Raw genomic sequence first — 15,638 nt, 5'->3', positions numbered from 1 at the left:
GAAGATTTCTTCAACAACTTCAACCACTTGCGCTTCTGATCTCTCATCAGCGGGAGGCGAATTCTACAGCGTTACACGCTGCTGTCAACACCTCTTTTTCAACTTCCTTTTGGCTTCGATGAACTGAAGCAACTCACGGCCGAAAACTGCGCAACCCATTGTTTAACAAGGAGTTTTCCGTTTCGACTGCGCCGGAAGTGGGGCGAATTATAGGCTCCCAGAATCTGCGGTCAAGCGTTAATTACGCTTTTGTTGCAGAAGGTGCTTTTTTCGCAATAAGCCGTGGGATTCGGCGCATCACCGGTGGTAAACGCAACACCAGCAGCAGCGCACCTACAGATGCATAAATTACCCACTCCTTTAGATCAGCTCGCACGATCCACAACATATGCAGCAGTCCAAGCCCAAGAATCACATATACCAGGCGATGCAGCTTCTTCCAACGACTGCCCAGTCGACGTTGGCTATAGCGATTAGACGTCACCGCCAACACCAGCAACGACAAGAACCCTAACGTACCCACAATAATATAAGGCCGCTTACGTAGCTCGACCCCAAGCTGAGACCAATCCAGACCCAGAACAAACACACAATAGGCCGCCAGATGCAGTACCACATAAGCAAAGCACCACAACCCTAGCTGTCGGCGCACCGCTATCCACCCCGCCCAGCCGCTCAACTTTTGCAGCGGGGTCATCCCCAGCGTGATCAACAGCAGGATCAAAGTGCCCAACCCCAGTCGATCAACCAGTACCTTTCCTGGATCTGGCCCAAGAACAAAACTCCACGCCTCATATAGCCATAACAAAGGCCACACTGCCGCGACTATAAAAACGCCGATGCGCCAGATGGGGTAGCGCATTAGTAGTTCTTCCGCAGGTCGAGACCGGCATATAAAGAAGCAACCTCATCCGAGTAACCATTGAACATCTGCGTTTCACGTACATTCGGACTGAACAAACCACTTGGCAGACGACGCTCACGCGCCTGAGTCCAACGCGGATGGTCCACTGTAGGGTTCACATTGGCATAGAACCCATACTCATCCGCCGCAATACTCTGCCACGTGGTTTTCGGCTGCTCACTCACAAGGCTGATCCGCACGATCGACTTCACACTCTTGAAACCGTACTTCCAAGGCACGACGAGACGTAACGGCGCGCCGTTCTGATTGGGCAACTCGCGCCCATACATCCCAACGGCAAGAATCGCTAAAGGATTCATCGCCTCATCCAGGCGCAAACCTTCAACATAAGGCCAATCGATCAAGCCAAAACTCGAACGCTGCCCCGGCATGCTCTTGGAATCCTGGAGTGTTTCAAAGCGGATGTATTTGGCCTTGGAGGTTGGCCCAACCTGCTGGAGCAACGCGGAGATCGGAAAGCCCATCCATGGAATGACCATCGACCAAGCCTCGACGCAGCGCAACCGGTAGATCCGCTCTTCCAACTGATAGGGCTTCATGAAGTCCTCCAAGGCATAACGCCCCGGCTTGGCAACCTCACCATCAATCACGACACTCCAAGGTTCGGTCTTGAGTGAACCCGCGTTGTTCGCCGGATCCCCTTTGTCAGTGCCGAATTCATAGAAGTTGTTGTAGTGGGTTGCGTCCTTGAACGGGGTGATAGCCTCACCTTCAACCGTCACAGCCTGCCATTTAGTAGCAGGCAGCTTGCCAGCAAACCAGCCCGGCGCCTTCCCCGGCTCAACATCGGCATATCGCGCAGCGTCATCTGCACTGGCCCAACGCGGCAGGCCGCTGGCAGCAATGCCCGCAAGCGCACCACCGATCAAGCTACGGCGAGAAAGATAGACGGATTCAGAGGTGACATCCGATTCATGGCAATCGGACGCTTTAGGCAATTTGATTAACATGGCAACTCCGCAGCATTGGAGGACTGATGCACCAATAGACTGCGGAGTATGGGGGAAATTACATTAAGGCAACGTTTTGTCCCGGCGCATATGTAGCAAGTACTGAACTGGCCCAGAAGCGGCGTAGACCAAGAAGGCCAATAGCAGAATCCGAGGCGGATCACTGAAGACCACCGCAAACACCAGCACCACTGCCAGGATTGCCACGAAAGGTACTCGCCCTTTGAGATCAAGCTCCTTGAAGCTGTTGTACTTGATGTTGCTGACCATCAGCATTCCGGCAGCGGCAACCATTAACGCCACCAGGAAAGACATTTTCGAGCCCTGGATGCCGTAATCACTGAATGCCCAGACGATACCCGCCACGACACCCGCCGCTGCCGGACTGGCCAACCCGATGAAGTAACGTTTATCAGCAGTACCCACCTGAGTGTTGAAGCGCGCCAGACGCAAAGCGGCGCCCGCGACATAGATGAAGGCAACCATCCAGCCAACCTTCCCCATGTCACCCAACGCCCAAGCAAATGCCAACAGCGCCGGCGCGACCCCAAATGCAACCATGTCAGACAGCGAATCGTACTCGGCACCGAAAGCACTTTGGGTATTGGTCATACGTGCAACACGACCATCCAAACCGTCGAGTACCATGGCCACGAAAATGGCAATGGCCGCAAAACCGAAGTACTTGCTGGCACTCGCCGCATCACCCGCCGCCAGCGCACTTTGGGCACTCATGGAGTTGATAATGGAATAGAAACCGGCAAACAAGTTTGCCGTAGTGAACAGATTGGGCAGCAAATAGATGCCACGATGCCGGACCTTGCGGCCTTCAGCGTCATGCCCTTCTTCGACATGTTCATCGATCGGTAGCAGGCTTTCGGCGTCAGGAGCCTGGTTAGGCTCTTCGGGACGTTCGCTCATGGACTTTACCTTGCAACGGTGTGAAAAAATTCGACCAATACTTGCGGCGAGTGTTCGCTCGCAAACGATGCAGCTTTATACCAGAACCCGCCCCCAAACGAAAAAACGCGGCCTAAGCCGCGTTTTCTCTTGATGCGTACGACTTAGTTTTTAGCTTTGTCGACGATCTTGTTGGCACCGATCCACGGCATCATGGAACGCAGTTGCTCGCCGATGACTTCGATACCGTGAGCAGCGTTGTTACGACGCTTGGCGGTCATCGAAGGGTAGCCGGTAGCGCCTTCACTGATGAACATTTTGGCGTATTCGCCGTCCTGAATACGTTTCAGGGCGTTGCGCATAGCCTGGCGGGACTCGGCGTTGATCACTTCTGGGCCAGTCACGTACTCGCCGTATTCGGCGTTGTTGGAGATCGAGTAGTTCATGTTGGCGATACCGCCTTCGTACATGAGGTCAACGATCAGCTTCAGTTCGTGCAGGCATTCGAAGTAGGCCATTTCCGGCGCGTAGCCAGCTTCAACCAGGGTTTCGAAACCGGCTTTAACCAGCTCAACGGTACCGCCGCACAGAACGGCTTGCTCGCCGAACAGGTCGGTTTCGGTCTCGTCCTTGAAGGTGGTTTCGATGATGCCGGTACGACCACCACCGACGCCAGCAGCGTAGGACAGTGCAACGTTTTTGGCATTGCCGGATGCGTCCTGATAGATCGCGATCAGGTCAGGGATACCACCGCCTTTGACGAACTCGGAGCGTACGGTGTGACCTGGCGCTTTTGGCGCGATCATGATCACGTCCAGGTCTGCGCGCGGCACAACCTGGTTGTAGTGAATCGCAAAGCCGTGGGAGAAGGCCAGGGTGGCGCCTTTCTTGATGTTCGGCTCGATTTCGTTTTTGTACAACGAGGACTGGAACTCGTCCGGGGTCAGGATCATGACCAGGTCAGCAGCAGCAACAGCGGAAGCAACGTCAGTCACTTTCAGGCCATGAGCTTCCGCCTTGGCAACGGTGGCCGAGCCTTTACGCAGACCAACAGTCACGTCAACGCCGGAGTCTTTCAGGTTGCAAGCTTGCGCGTGACCCTGGGAGCCGTAGCCGATGATGGCGACTTTCTTGCCCTGGATGATCGACAGGTCACAATCTTTATCGTAATAAACTTTCATGAGGTTCCTCTATATATCCAGGCCGTAAGGCCATTCACTAATTTGGGTTAGATGCTGAGTACTTTGTCGCCACGGGCGATCCCGGTGACACCACTGCGTACCGTTTCCAGAATCGAGGCCGTCCCGATCGACTGGATGAAGCTGTCCAACTTGTCGCTTGTACCGGTCAGTTGCACGGTATAAACGCTGGCGCTCACATCGACGATCTGCCCGCGATAGATGTCGGTAGTCCGCTTGATTTCGGCACGTTGGGCACCCGTAGCCTTGACCTTTACCAGCATCAGCTCGCGCTCGATGTGGGCACTTTCCGACAGGTCGACCAGCTTGACCACTTCGATCAGCTTGTTGAGGTTCTTGGTGATCTGCTCGATCACCTCATCGTGGCCCACGGTGGTCAACGTCAGGCGCGACAGAGTCGGGTCTTCGGTCGGAGCCACGGTCAGGCTTTCGATGTTGTAGTTGCGTTGCGAAAACAGGCCGACAACACGAGACAGAGCGCCGGGTTCGTTCTCCAGAAGCAGGGAGATAATGTGCCGCATGATTAAGTACGCTCCGTCTTGTTCAGCCACATGTCGCGCATAGAGCCGTCTTTGATCTGCATCGGATAAACGTGCTCGCTGGTATCCACTTGAATATCGAGGAACACCAGGCGGTCCTTCATGGCGAACGCCTCTTCCATCTTCGGCTTCAGATCTTTCAGATCGGTGATGCGAATGCCGACGTGGCCATAGGCTTCAACCAACTTGATGAAATCCGGAAGCGATTCCATATAGGAATGAGAGTGACGGCTGCCGTAGCTCATGTCCTGCCATTGACGAACCATACCCAGCACGCCGTTGTTCAGGCAGACGATCTTCACCGGAAGACCGTACTGCAGGCACGTCGACAGTTCCTGAATGTTCATCTGGATGCTGCCTTCACCGGTAACGCACGCGACGTCGCTGTCCGGGAAGCTCAGCTTCACACCCATGGCCGCAGGAAAACCAAAGCCCATCGTGCCCAGACCACCGGAGTTGATCCAGCGGTTAGGCTTGTCGAACTTGTAGTATTGCGCGGCGAACATCTGGTGCTGACCCACGTCGGAGGTCACAAAGGCGTCGCCCTTGGTCACTTCGCACAGGGTCTCGATCACGGTTTGAGGCTTGATGATGCTGCCGTCGCCCTTGTCGTAAGGGAACAGGCCGCGGCCACCGCGCCATTCGTCGATCTGCTTCCACCAGCTGGCGACGGATTCCTTGTTCGGCGTCTCACCGATGTCCTTAAGCGCAGCGACCATTTCGGTCAGCACACTTTCCACAGGACCTACAATTGGCACGTCGGCCTTAATGGTCTTGGAGATGGACGCTGGATCGATATCGATGTGGATGATCTTCGCGTTCGGGCAGAATTTGCTCGCGCCGTTGATCACACGATCATCAAAACGCGCACCCACAGCCAGGATCACGTCGGCGTGGTGCATGGTCAGGTTGGCGGTGTAGCTGCCGTGCATGCCGAGCATGCCGACGAACTGACGGTCCGTACCCGGAAAGGCGCCGAGGCCCATCAGGGTGTTAGTGACCGGCAGGTTGAGCAGCTTGGCCAACTCGGTCAATGGGGCGGAGCCCCCGCCGAGGATCACACCGCCACCCGAGTACAACACAGGGCGCTTGGCTGCCAGGAGCATTTCTGCCGCCTTGCGAATTTGCCCCGAGTGCCCACGAACGGCCGGACTGTAGGAGCGCAGCTTGGCTTTCTTCGGGAAGACGTATTCGAATTTCTCAGCCGGGTTGGTCATGTCTTTCGGGATATCGACCACGACAGGGCCCGGGCGACCGGACTGCGCGAGGTAGAACGCCTTTTTCATGACTTCCGGGATTTCCGACGCATGCTTGATCATGAAGCTGTGTTTCACGATCGGCCGGGAGATACCGATCATGTCGGTTTCCTGGAATGCATCGGTACCGACCATGGTGCTTGGCACCTGGCCAGAAATGATCACCATCGGGATGGAGTCCATATAAGCAGTCGCAATGCCGGTAATGGCATTCGTTGCGCCTGGGCCGGACGTTACCAGCACCACGCCGGCTTTACCGGTGGCACGGGCGTAACCGTCAGCCATATGGGTCGCGGCTTGTTCGTGGCGAACCAGGATGTGGGTAACAGCCGGCTCCTTGAACAGTGCGTCGTAAACATGCAACAGAGCACCACCTGGGTACCCGTAGATATAGTCGACGCCTTCGTCACGCAAAAAGCGGACGAGCATCTCACCGCCAGATAAAAGCTCCACGTTGTTCACCTCTAAAACGCCAGAATACCGTCCGTTGAAAACCGACGGGTCTTAATAGGTTTACTTCTCAACAGAGCATGAGCGACGGTGGTCGCCGACTACGTCAGCACTGACTGAGCAAGTATTGGGATCGTCCCAAGTGTTGCGGGCTTTTCCCACCCAGCGCGAGGTAACGCGTTGCGGGTGTAACAGGTCGGCGCGGATGTGCGCCTCATGATCTGCTGAGCGGGCCTGCTTCTGGCAGTCCCGATACAGCGGACTTTGGATTCTTCTGTTTCAGGCCGTTCAAGTCAAGCAATAATTGCGCTTTTTTCCAACTAAGCGCATGAGAACGTAGAAGAAAGGGCTTTGAGGAGGGATAAAACTCGCCTGAATGTCGTCAAGCGGTAGAAATATGCGCAAGACTGCCGAAAAAACCGGCAGTCAGGCAATTAACGAGCGTCGACGATCAATTGATCGAACTTTTTCAGCGCATTGCGTAAACCGAGGCTCTCGCGCGGCCGATCGGCGTACACCATCTCGGCCATCTCCAGAATCCCTGACGCATTGGGCAGTGGCAGGTCCTGTTCGAGGATCTGCTTCATGCGCGTCAGGAAAATCCATTGCAGCCACTGGTGAAAGTCCAGGGTATCCACCGAAAACGGCTCAACACTGCTGAGCGCCTCGATGCTGGGGGACACCTCATCCCACCAGCCTTGTATGCGCAGTTCGCGCTCAATCAGCAATAACTGTTCGGCAATCGCGGGAAACCGTACATCCATCAGAGGCTGACCTTGGCTTTCTGCCGGGCCTGAGCAGCGCCAGCGGCATCACCTTGTGCGGCGCGCGCATCTCCGATTAACGCCCAGAGACTGGCCTGCAGATCGGGACGACCGTTGGCCAGCGTGAGGCCACGACGGGCGAACTGTTCGGCCTGAGGCGCATCGCCTTGGGCCATGCGTACCTGTGCCAGGCGATACAGTACTTGCGGTTCACGAGGTGCAACTCGCTGCGCCCGCTCAAGGCTCGATGAAGCGCCGTTCAGGTCGCCACCGGCCTGTTGTTGCTGCGCCGTAGTCAGCAAGGCCAGCACCGGACCGTCCAGTTGCTCGTCAGCCGAAAGGCCGCCGCCACTGGAGGAAGATGGAATGCCACTCGGCGTCGACGGCATGTTGTAGGTGCCCTGGTTGATCGGCGCGGTCTGAATCGGCGTGGGCTCAATCGGTCCGGAGGTGCTTGGCCCTGGAGTCCATGGCTCGGCACTGATCGGTGCGGACGTAGCGGCGCCGCCGCCCGGCACCATCACCACCACGCCCGAATCTTGCGGCACGGCCTGAGGCTTGGCCTGCGCCGGACGGTTGGTCACGGTCTGGCGGAAACCGCCATTGGCCGAGATCCGGTCGCTATTGGAGACGGCAGTGCTCGAATCCACCACGGGAATGGAGCCGCGCTGCACGCTGGAGCAACCGCTGAGCAAAGCCAGAGCTGTAATCGCTGGAATACACCACTTGTTCACTTGAAACCCTCTTTGCTTAATTCATCCAGCCCTTGACCCAATCCATCACCGATTCCGCGTCCGCAGGGGCACCGCCGCCGCACGCAGCACCGGGTGGTGGCTCGCTGCCGCGAATATACGGCATCTGTACTGCGCCCGGACAGTTAGCGTCGGAACCCTGGCCGGTATGCGGATCAATCCAGGCCTGCACGATGTTATCCGGCTGCGGCATATTCAATGGCAACGGGTCGGCCTTGCGCATAAAACTGGTCCAGACCTGCAACGCACCGGTAGCACCGGTAAAAGGCGTCTTACCGTTGTCGTCTCGACCGAGCCACACCACGGCCAGTACATCCTGACCGAAACCTGCAAACCAGCTATCGCGCGAATCGTTACTGGTACCGGTCTTGCCCGCCAGCGTCAGGTTGGACGGAAGCACCTTATAGACCGAGCTACCGGTACCTTCACGCATCACGCGCTGCATGGCGTTCTGGATCAGGTAGATAGAGCCAGCGTCAAAGCGCTGCTGGATCTGGAACGGGTAGCGCTTGAGCGGCTCACCTTCAGCCGTCAGTACACTGCGGATCCCGCGCATCGGAGTGTTGAAGCCACCGTTGGCGAGGGTCTGGTACATGGTCGCGACTTCCATCGGCGTCATGGCGCCGGCGCCCAACAGGATCGATGGGAACGACGGGAATTCGCGGGTGATGCCCAGTCGAGCCAGCGTCTTGAGGACATTCGGCACGCCGACTTCCAGGCCAAGCCGAGATGTAGAGATGTTGTAGGAGTGAGCCAAGCCTTGATACAGGAACACCGTGCCGTGGGAACGGCGATCGAAGTTCTGTGGGGTCCACACCTGGCCGTCCCCGCCTTTGACCGACAGCGGATCATCCGACAGCCAGCTCGTCAGGGTGTACTTGCTCGGTTTTTCCAACGCAGTGAGGTAGACCGCAGGCTTGACCAGCGAACCAATCGGCCGCACCGCATCCAAAGCACGATTGAATCCGGCAAAACTCGCCTGGCGACTGCCGATCATGGCTTGGACTTCACCGGTTTCCGGATTGGTGACCACCATTGCGGCTTCTACTTCGTCGGAGCCCTTACGACCCGTCAGACGCTTGAAGGTATCGCTGACTGACGCTTCGGCCTTCATCTGCAAAATCGGGTCAAAACTGGTGAAAATTCGCAAACCTTCTTCGGTCAAGTCCTCGTCGCGGTAGTCTTCACGCAGTTGACGTTTAACCAGATCGATAAAGCCTGGGAATGAACTGTCCGCCAACTTGCCGCGAGTTGTCACACCCAGCGGCATTTTCTTCGCTGCGGCCACCTGCTCAGCCGTGGCCACGCCTTGCTGCTCAAGCACATCCAGCACCAGGTTACGACGCTCAAGCGCACGCTCAGGATTGCGACGCGGGTTGTAGTAGGAAGGCCCCTTGACCATCCCCACCAACAAGGCCACTTGATGCAGCTTCAACTCAGACAGCGGCTGACCGAAGAAGAACTGGCTGGCCAGACCGAAGCCATGTACCGCGCGCTGGCCATCCTGCCCGACGAAGACCTCGTTGAGGTATGCCTCAAGGATTTCCTGCTTGCTGTAGTGAAGCTCAAGCAGCATAGCCATCATCGCTTCGGTGAGCTTTCGGGTCAGACTGCGCTCGTTGGTGAGGTAGAAGTTCTTCACCAACTGCTGAGTCAGCGTACTGCCGCCCTGGGTCATCTTGCCGCCGGACGTGTTCACCCAAACCGCACGGGCAATCGACTTCGGCGAAACACCCCAGTGGCTATAAAAATCGCGATCCTCTACCGCAACCAGAGTTTCCAGCAGGTACGGAGGCACCTGATCAAGCTTGATCAGGATGCGATCTTCAAGGTTTTTCGGGTAAATCCCGCCGATCATCAACGGTTCAAGACGTACCACCGGCAATTTCGAGCCGTTGAGGGAGGACAACTCGGCGACGTAATCACCGGAAAAGCGCACGCGGACCGGCTGGGCTTTTTCCAGGCCTTCATAGAACTGGAAGCCACGGGTATTCAGGTCGACAGTGTTTCCGCTGACAGCGGCCGCACCCGGGCCGTTGCTCACGGGTTCGCGGCGGTAGCCGAGGGCATCGAGCTCGGTAAGGAAGTCATCCTTGCTCAGCTTCTGGCCGCTGAACAATTCCAGCGGGCGCGCGTACACCTTTGCAGGAATGGTCCAGCGCTTGCCGGAGAACTTCTCCTGGACCACAGCGTCGAGGTACACGGCGAAGCCGGCGAGTACCACAAGGCCTACGAGGCCGAGCTTGAGCGCCCAGCCAAGCCAAGGGCGCAGGCCGCGGGAAGGAGGTTTTTTACGGGAACGGGGAGATCGGGTTCGAGTCATGGCGGCGGATTATACGCACTTTATTGATGATCAACATGAGCCGGACAGCGGTTTGCACGACCGTCCGTAGCAGCCATAATGCGCGCCATGATTTCCCCCAGACTCTGAAGGATCGCCCGTGAGCCAGTCACTGATCGCCGCCCTGCAAAACCCGGCTTTGTACCCTCATCCGGTTGAAGCGTTCCAAGTCATCGAGACCCATATTTCATGGGTCGTATTGACCGGCCCTTACGCCTATAAACTGAAAAAGCCGATGAATTTCGGGTTTCTGGACTTCACCGACCTGGAAAAGCGCGAACACTTCTGCAACGAAGAGCTGCGCCTGAACCAGCGTCTGACGAACGACTTGTATCTGGACGTGTTGCCGATTACCGGCACTGCCGAAGCGCCTCAATTGGGCGGCGACGGCCCGGTGATCGAATACGCACTAAAGATGCGCCAGTTCCCGCAAAGCCAACTGCTCAGCACCCTGCAAGCCAATGGCGAACTGACTGCAGCGCACATTGATGAAATGGCCAAGCAAATTGCACACTTCCATCTCACGGCACCGAAAGTCCCGCAAACGCATCCGGCAGGCACTCCTGACGAAGTGATGGCACCGGTACGGCAGAACTTCGACCAGATCCGTCCGTTCCTAAGCGATAAGGCAGACCTGGTTCAACTCGAAGCCTTGCAAGCCTGGGCCGAAAGCAGCTTCGAACGCCTCAAGCCACTGCTGGCACAGCGCAAGCTCGACGGTTTCACCCGCGAATGCCACGGTGATATCCACCTCGGTAACGCCACCTTGATCGACGGCCAAGTGGTGATTTTCGACTGCATCGAGTTTAACGAACCGTTTCGCTTCACCGACGTGTATGCCGACACCGGCTTCCTGGCAATGGACCTGGAAGACCGCGGACTCAAGTCCCTGGCCCGCCGCTTCATCAGCCAATACCTGGAACTGACCGGCGACTATCAGGGCCTTGAAGTGCTGAACTTCTATAAAGCCTACCGCGCCCTGGTACGCGCCAAGGTGTCGTTGTTCAGCATGCCGAGCGAAGCAAGCCCGGTACAACGCGCCACCACTCTGCGCCAGTACCGCAACTACGCGAACCTGGCAGAAAGCTACAGCACTATTCCTTCACGCTTCCTGGCGATTACCCACGGCGTCTCGGCTGTGGGCAAAAGCCACGTATCCATGCGCCTCGTGGAAGCGCTTGGTGCCGTGCGCCTGCGGTCGGACGTGGAACGCAAACGCCTATTCGGCGAGCAGCAAGTGGAAAACACGCTGCAGGCCGGTATCTATGCAGCCGACGCCAGCACAGCAACCTACGCTCGTTTGAACGACCTCGCAGATACCGTGCTGCGCGCCGGCTTCCCGGTGGTACTGGATGCCACCTTCCTGAAACGCGAACAACGTGAAGCCGCCGCCAAGGTTGCCGAAGCCACCGGTGCGCCCTTCCTTATTCTGGACTGCAACGCACCACAGGCCGTTATCAGCAGTTGGCTGGCACAACGTCAGGCAGACAAAAACGATCCGTCCGACGCTACTCTGGCCGTTATCGAAGCACAGCAGGCCAACCGTGACCCCCTCACAGCTGAAGAACTGTTACTGAGCAAACGCGTCGAGACCAATCAAAGCGGGACTCTCGACGCGGTGGTCGCGCAAATTCGCCAGCGCTTGCCAGGCCTGTAAGAAAAATTTCTTGGTCGTGTCGTCTACTTGGGCGCACGGCCGAGCAATAGTGGCACTATAATGGCGCCATAAATCCAACAGGAGTTCGTTGTCATGAGTCAGCCCAAGCTTCTCGATACCCCGCTCTACTCGCTCCTGCATAAAGACGATGTTCGCGGTTTCAACCAGGAGCGTCCGAAAGACGGCGCTATCGACATGCGCGGAGGCGACTTCCGTGGGCTGGACTTACGCGAGCTGAATGTCACCGGCGTAGATTTTACCGACGCGTATTTCCGCTCCACCGACTTGCGCGGGTTGGATTTGCGCGACTGTTCGCTGGAGGGCGCCAGCCTGGCCCATGCGCAGATTTCGGGCACTTACTTTCCGCCTGAGTTGACCGCCGACGAAATTCTCATGTCGGTCAATTTCGGCACGCGTCTGCGCTACCGTACCAAGTAACACACGCCTCAAGCCCGCTACGTGCAACGTGTAGCGGGCAGCTCACGCCTGCTCACCGTCAAAATCCCCGCGCCATTCTTATAAGCTTTTTGGCCGTTTCGGACCAAAGAACCACGCTTTTCCTACTGAACGCTACACTCCTGTTCAGGCTTGCCTGGTCACGAATACCCACCGCACCATTCGGCCGTCGCAAGGAGGCTTGATGAACGATGAGCTGCAACACCTGAAAAACCTTGGCAAGACGTCAGCGCAGTGGCTGCATGCGGTGGGCATCCACAGCGCGTCCGACTTGCGGCGCTTGGGCGCGGTCGATGCGTATCGAGCTGTAAGGACTCGCGGCTTCCGCGCATCGAAAGTTTTGCTGTATGCCATCGAAGGGGCGCTGATGGATGTGCACTGGAACGACATCCCCGTTGAGCGTAAGGAAGCGTTGAACCGGCAACTGGATGCAATCTCAACGCGCCAGAAGAATTAGATCGACCAAAACACTCAATATTTACGTAGGTTTCGAACATCTGTTTAAGGAAAGCGGATGGTCACGTAAAAACAATTGTTGACTCTCAAATGAGAATCATTATGATTATCACAACTGGTCGCGAGATCAGCCGATAACTGAAAGACCATTGGTTCGGACTCTCAGATTATCTCCTCATCAGGCTAATCACGGTTATTTGACCCGGCTCTTGCCGGGTCTTTTTTTGTCTGTAAGAAAGCAGACTTTAACGCGCAATGATCAGCGGATGCCCGCGCTCCGGGTGTGGCTGTACCAGCACATCCAAACCAAACACGGCTTTAAGCGGTTCTGGACGCAGCACCCGCACGGGCGTATCCAGAGCGTGGGGGCGCCCCCCGTCAAGCAGCAGAATACGATCACAGTAGCGCGCCGCCAGATTCAGATCATGGAGGATCACCAGCACCGCCGCGCCCCGATCTGCGAAAGTCCGAATAGCTTGCAAAGTCGTGTGCTGGTGCAGGGGATCCAACATTGACGTAGGCTCATCCAGCAGCAACGTCTGCCCCTCCTCCCCCGGCCATAGCTGCGCCAGCACCCGCGCCAAGTGCACGCGCTGGCGCTCGCCACCGGATAACGCCAGGTAGCTGCGACCGCTCAAGTGCGCAACATCTGCTGCTTGCAAGGCTGCATCGATGATTTCGTCATCCCGCACGCGTCCGGTCTGATAGGGCAGACGCCCCATCCCGACGACCTCCTCTACGCGGAATGCAAAGTCCAGGGTCGAGGTTTGTGGCAACACCGCCAGTCGCTGGGCGCGCTGCGATCCGCTCCAGTCTTTCAGCGCCTGCTGCCCCAGCCAGACCTTGCCGTGATCGGGATGCAACTCACCGCACAACGCCCCCAGCAACGTGCTTTTGCCGGCGCCATTGGGGCCCAGCACGCCGAGCACTTCGCCTGGCAGCAAGTCCAAAGTGACATCCGCCAACACGGTTTTTCGACCGCGGCTGATCTGCAGGTTTTCAACACGCAGCATCAGGCACGCCCCCGTAACAACAGGTAAAGAAAAAACGGCGCACCAATGAACGCCGTCACAATCCCAATCGGCAACTCCGCGGGCGCCAAAGCCAGCCGTGCGACCAAGTCAGCTAACAGCAGCAGACTCGCGCCCGCCAAAATTGAAGCCGGAAGTAACACGCGGTGATCAGGCCCTGCGAGCAATCTGACCAGATGCGGCACCACCAGCCCCACAAAACCAATCATTCCGGCTGCCGCCACCGCCGCGCCGACACCTAATGCGGTGCAGAACACCAACTCGCGCTTGAGTGCTTCGACATCAATACCCAGGTGACTGGCCTCGGACTCACCGAGCAGCAGCGCATTCAGTGCCTTCGCCCGGCGCGGTAACCACAGCGCCACACCCGCGCTGACCATCAACAACGGCCACAGGCGGGAATAGCTCGCGCCGTTGAGGCTGCCCAAGTTCCAGAACGCCAGGGTCCGCAGGGTGGCGTCGTCAGCCAAGTAAGTAAAAAGGCCCACCGCCGAGCCGGCCAGTGCAGTGAGGGCAATACCGGCGAGCAGCATCGTCGCCACATTGGTCTGGCCATTACGCCGCCCCAGTCGATAGACCAGCGCGGTAACGCCCAACCCGCCAAGAAATGCGCACAGCGACAGGAGATACGGCCCGAATGCATCCGGCAAACCACCAAAAAACGCACCACCGACGATGGCGACGGCGGCCCCGAGCGCCGCACCACTCGACACCCCCACCAGTCCCGGATCGGCCAACGGGTTGCGAAACAGCCCTTGCATGGCGACGCCCGACAATGCCAATACGCCGCCCACCGCCAGGCCCAGCAAGGTACGCGGCAAACGAATCTGCCCAAGAATAAGCTCGGCCTGCTCCAAGCCCTGCGCTTCAATTGGCACGCCGACCAAACGCAAAGCCGCCTTAAGCGTGTCGAGTAACGGCAGGCTCACCGGCCCCAACGCCAACGAAAGCCAGATCGCCAACACACACAACAGCGTCAGCCCGATAAACAGCGTTTTTGGCTTAACCAGCGTGGTCATAGGGCTGGTTTAGCCTGGGCCGGATATAACCCGGCGGACAACTTCACCAGGCTTTGCGGCAGGCGCGGCCCGAGCCCTCCCACCAACAATGTCGGGTCCAGCTCAAATACACGTCCACTCTTGGCGGCTGGCGTCGACGCCAGGATAGGATTCTCTTTGAACAGCGCCGCACGGGCCGCATCACCTGTGAGGGCACGGTCAGCGAATACCAGTACATCCGGGCTCAACCCTGCCAACGACTCCACCGAAAACGGCTTGTAACCGGTGTGCGTGGCCAGGTTTTTACCGCCCGCCTGCTGCACCATCCAATCTCCGGCCGTGTCCTTGCCAGCGATCAGCGGCTTGCCGCCGGCGTGACCGATCAGTAGCAAGACACCAGGGGTCTTTTGAGAAGCCTGGGCCTTCGCGACCCAACTTTTCTGCTGACTGAGGGCATTCTCGTACCATGTAAACAATTCGTCGGCTTTAGCCTCATCACCCAGCAACTTGCCCAAGTGCTGAAGATTGCCTTTCAAGGTCGGTAAATCCGGCTGCGCCGAGAACATTTCAACCCGAACCCCCGCGCTGCGAATCTGCGCCAGTACCGGCGGCGGGCCCATCTCTTCAGTGCCTACCAGCACCTGCGGGCGCAGGCTGAGAATGCCTTCGGACGACAATTGCCGCTGATAGCCAATACTTGGCAACGCTTTTAGAGACTCTGGATGCTGGCTCGTGGTATCCACGCCGACCAACTTCGGCTCACCGCCCAGAGCCGCCACCCACTCCGACAGCGCCCCACCGGCACTCACCCAACGCTGTGGCAGTTCAGAGGCGTGCGCCCCAGGGTTGACCAGCAGTCCGACAACAAGCGCAATAGCGCTGGCACTCAGGCGCATAACAGGGTTTCCTTCCTAAGGCGGGGCCTTTCGGGCACTCATTGATGTGACAGTTACCCCCTGCCGCG

Annotated in this window: 15 protein-coding genes; 3 read left to right on the top strand and 12 right to left on the bottom strand. The window is 57.7% G+C overall.

The window, feature by feature from the left end; translation table 11 throughout:
* Positions 1–241 precede the first annotated feature (241 nt).
* From msrQ to mrcB, 9 genes are all read right to left on the bottom strand, one after another.
* Positions 242–862: a protein-methionine-sulfoxide reductase heme-binding subunit MsrQ gene (gene msrQ, locus BW43_RS22875; RefSeq protein ID WP_032884763.1), complete on the bottom strand. Its 621-nt coding sequence runs from the start codon at positions 860–862 to the stop codon at positions 242–244.
* A complete protein-coding gene (gene msrP / locus BW43_RS22880; RefSeq protein WP_032884761.1) occupies positions 862–1,875 on the bottom strand; it encodes a protein-methionine-sulfoxide reductase catalytic subunit MsrP in 1,014 nt (337 codons plus the stop codon). The genes msrQ and msrP overlap by 1 nt, the downstream gene beginning before the upstream one ends.
* Before the next feature lie 63 nt (positions 1,876–1,938).
* The gene (gene pssA, locus BW43_RS22885; protein ID WP_032884759.1) at positions 1,939–2,796 is read right to left on the bottom strand and encodes a CDP-diacylglycerol--serine O-phosphatidyltransferase; all 858 of its coding nucleotides are present in this window, start codon (positions 2,794–2,796) and stop codon (positions 1,939–1,941) included.
* A gap of 143 nt (positions 2,797–2,939) precedes the next feature.
* The gene (gene ilvC, locus BW43_RS22890) at positions 2,940–3,956 is read right to left on the bottom strand and encodes a ketol-acid reductoisomerase (RefSeq protein WP_003194132.1); all 1,017 of its coding nucleotides are present in this window, start codon (positions 3,954–3,956) and stop codon (positions 2,940–2,942) included.
* Positions 3,957–4,003: 47 nt separating this feature from the next.
* Positions 4,004–4,495 carry an acetolactate synthase small subunit gene (gene ilvN / locus BW43_RS22895; RefSeq protein WP_003176102.1) on the bottom strand — a complete coding sequence of 164 codons (492 nt, stop codon included), beginning with the start codon at positions 4,493–4,495 and terminating at the stop codon, positions 4,004–4,006.
* A 2-nt stretch (positions 4,496–4,497) separates the two neighbouring features.
* Entirely contained in the window at positions 4,498–6,222 is a 1,725-nt protein-coding gene (locus BW43_RS22900) for an acetolactate synthase 3 large subunit (RefSeq protein ID WP_032884785.1), read from the bottom strand.
* A 431-nt stretch (positions 6,223–6,653) separates the two neighbouring features.
* Complete coding sequence (locus BW43_RS22905; protein ID WP_032884758.1) at positions 6,654–6,983, bottom strand: YqcC family protein; 330 nt, start codon at positions 6,981–6,983, stop codon at positions 6,654–6,656.
* Entirely contained in the window at positions 6,983–7,717 is a 735-nt protein-coding gene (locus tag BW43_RS22910) for a M48 family metallopeptidase (protein ID WP_032884757.1), read from the bottom strand. The genes BW43_RS22905 and BW43_RS22910 overlap by 1 nt, the downstream gene beginning before the upstream one ends.
* 16 nt (positions 7,718–7,733) lie before the next feature.
* Positions 7,734–10,058, bottom strand: a complete 2,325-nt coding sequence (mrcB, locus tag BW43_RS22915) for a penicillin-binding protein 1B (RefSeq protein ID WP_032884756.1) — start codon at positions 10,056–10,058, stop codon at positions 7,734–7,736.
* 118 nt (positions 10,059–10,176) lie between these two features.
* Between mrcB and BW43_RS22920 the strand changes: the two genes are divergently transcribed.
* The 3 genes from BW43_RS22920 to BW43_RS22930 all read left to right on the top strand — a co-directional run bounded on the left by BW43_RS22920 (position 10,177) and on the right by BW43_RS22930 (position 12,646).
* The gene (locus BW43_RS22920) at positions 10,177–11,733 is read left to right on the top strand and encodes a bifunctional aminoglycoside phosphotransferase/ATP-binding protein (protein WP_032884755.1); all 1,557 of its coding nucleotides are present in this window, start codon (positions 10,177–10,179) and stop codon (positions 11,731–11,733) included.
* Between the two features lie 93 nt (positions 11,734–11,826).
* A complete protein-coding gene (locus BW43_RS22925) occupies positions 11,827–12,171 on the top strand; it encodes a pentapeptide repeat-containing protein (RefSeq protein WP_032884754.1) in 345 nt (114 codons plus the stop codon).
* A gap of 202 nt (positions 12,172–12,373) precedes the next feature.
* Positions 12,374–12,646 (top strand): TfoX/Sxy family protein, encoded by a 273-nt coding sequence (locus tag BW43_RS22930; protein WP_032884753.1) that lies wholly within the window; start codon positions 12,374–12,376, stop codon positions 12,644–12,646.
* 244 nt (positions 12,647–12,890) lie between these two features.
* On the opposite strand, the gene BW43_RS22935 is transcribed toward BW43_RS22930, so the two are convergent.
* The 3 genes from BW43_RS22935 to BW43_RS22945 are packed head-to-tail and all read right to left on the bottom strand — an operon-like array spanning position 12,891 to position 15,570.
* Entirely contained in the window at positions 12,891–13,658 is a 768-nt protein-coding gene (locus tag BW43_RS22935) for a heme ABC transporter ATP-binding protein (protein WP_032884752.1), read from the bottom strand.
* Positions 13,658–14,641 carry an iron ABC transporter permease gene (locus tag BW43_RS22940; protein ID WP_163034915.1) on the bottom strand — a complete coding sequence of 328 codons (984 nt, stop codon included), beginning with the start codon at positions 14,639–14,641 and terminating at the stop codon, positions 13,658–13,660. Before BW43_RS22940 ends, BW43_RS22935 begins: the two co-directional genes overlap by 1 nt.
* 50 nt (positions 14,642–14,691) lie before the next feature.
* Positions 14,692–15,570, bottom strand: a complete 879-nt coding sequence (locus BW43_RS22945; protein WP_032884750.1) for a hemin ABC transporter substrate-binding protein — start codon at positions 15,568–15,570, stop codon at positions 14,692–14,694.
* Positions 15,571–15,638: the final 68 nt, after the last annotated feature.

Source organism: Pseudomonas sp. RIT357 (assembly GCF_000632245.1).
GTDB lineage: Bacteria > Pseudomonadota > Gammaproteobacteria > Pseudomonadales > Pseudomonadaceae > Aquipseudomonas > Aquipseudomonas sivasensis.
This window is presented reverse-complemented; position numbering and strand designations above follow the sequence as displayed.

What these genes read in the sequence shown, in the direction of transcription:
- msrQ (WP_032884763.1), bottom strand. Translation starts at nt 862, where the DNA reads ATGCGCTACCCCATCTGGCGCATCGGCGTTTTTATAGTCGCGGCAGTG.
- msrP (WP_032884761.1), bottom strand. Translation starts at nt 1,875, where the DNA reads ATGTTAATCAAATTGCCTAAAGCGTCCGATTGCCATGAATCGGATGTC.
- pssA (WP_032884759.1), bottom strand. Translation starts at nt 2,796, where the DNA reads ATGAGCGAACGTCCCGAAGAGCCTAACCAGGCTCCTGACGCCGAAAGC.
- ilvC (WP_003194132.1), bottom strand. Translation starts at nt 3,956, where the DNA reads ATGAAAGTTTATTACGATAAAGATTGTGACCTGTCGATCATCCAGGGC.
- ilvN (WP_003176102.1), bottom strand. Translation starts at nt 4,495, where the DNA reads ATGCGGCACATTATCTCCCTGCTTCTGGAGAACGAACCCGGCGCTCTG.
- BW43_RS22905 (WP_032884758.1), bottom strand. Translation starts at nt 6,983, where the DNA reads ATGGATGTACGGTTTCCCGCGATTGCCGAACAGTTATTGCTGATTGAG.
- mrcB (WP_032884756.1), bottom strand. Translation starts at nt 10,058, where the DNA reads ATGACTCGAACCCGATCTCCCCGTTCCCGTAAAAAACCTCCTTCCCGC.
- BW43_RS22925 (WP_032884754.1), top strand. Translation starts at nt 11,827, where the DNA reads ATGAGTCAGCCCAAGCTTCTCGATACCCCGCTCTACTCGCTCCTGCAT.
- BW43_RS22930 (WP_032884753.1), top strand. Translation starts at nt 12,374, where the DNA reads ATGAACGATGAGCTGCAACACCTGAAAAACCTTGGCAAGACGTCAGCG.
- BW43_RS22935 (WP_032884752.1), bottom strand. Translation starts at nt 13,658, where the DNA reads ATGCTGCGTGTTGAAAACCTGCAGATCAGCCGCGGTCGAAAAACCGTG.
- BW43_RS22945 (WP_032884750.1), bottom strand. Translation starts at nt 15,570, where the DNA reads ATGCGCCTGAGTGCCAGCGCTATTGCGCTTGTTGTCGGACTGCTGGTC.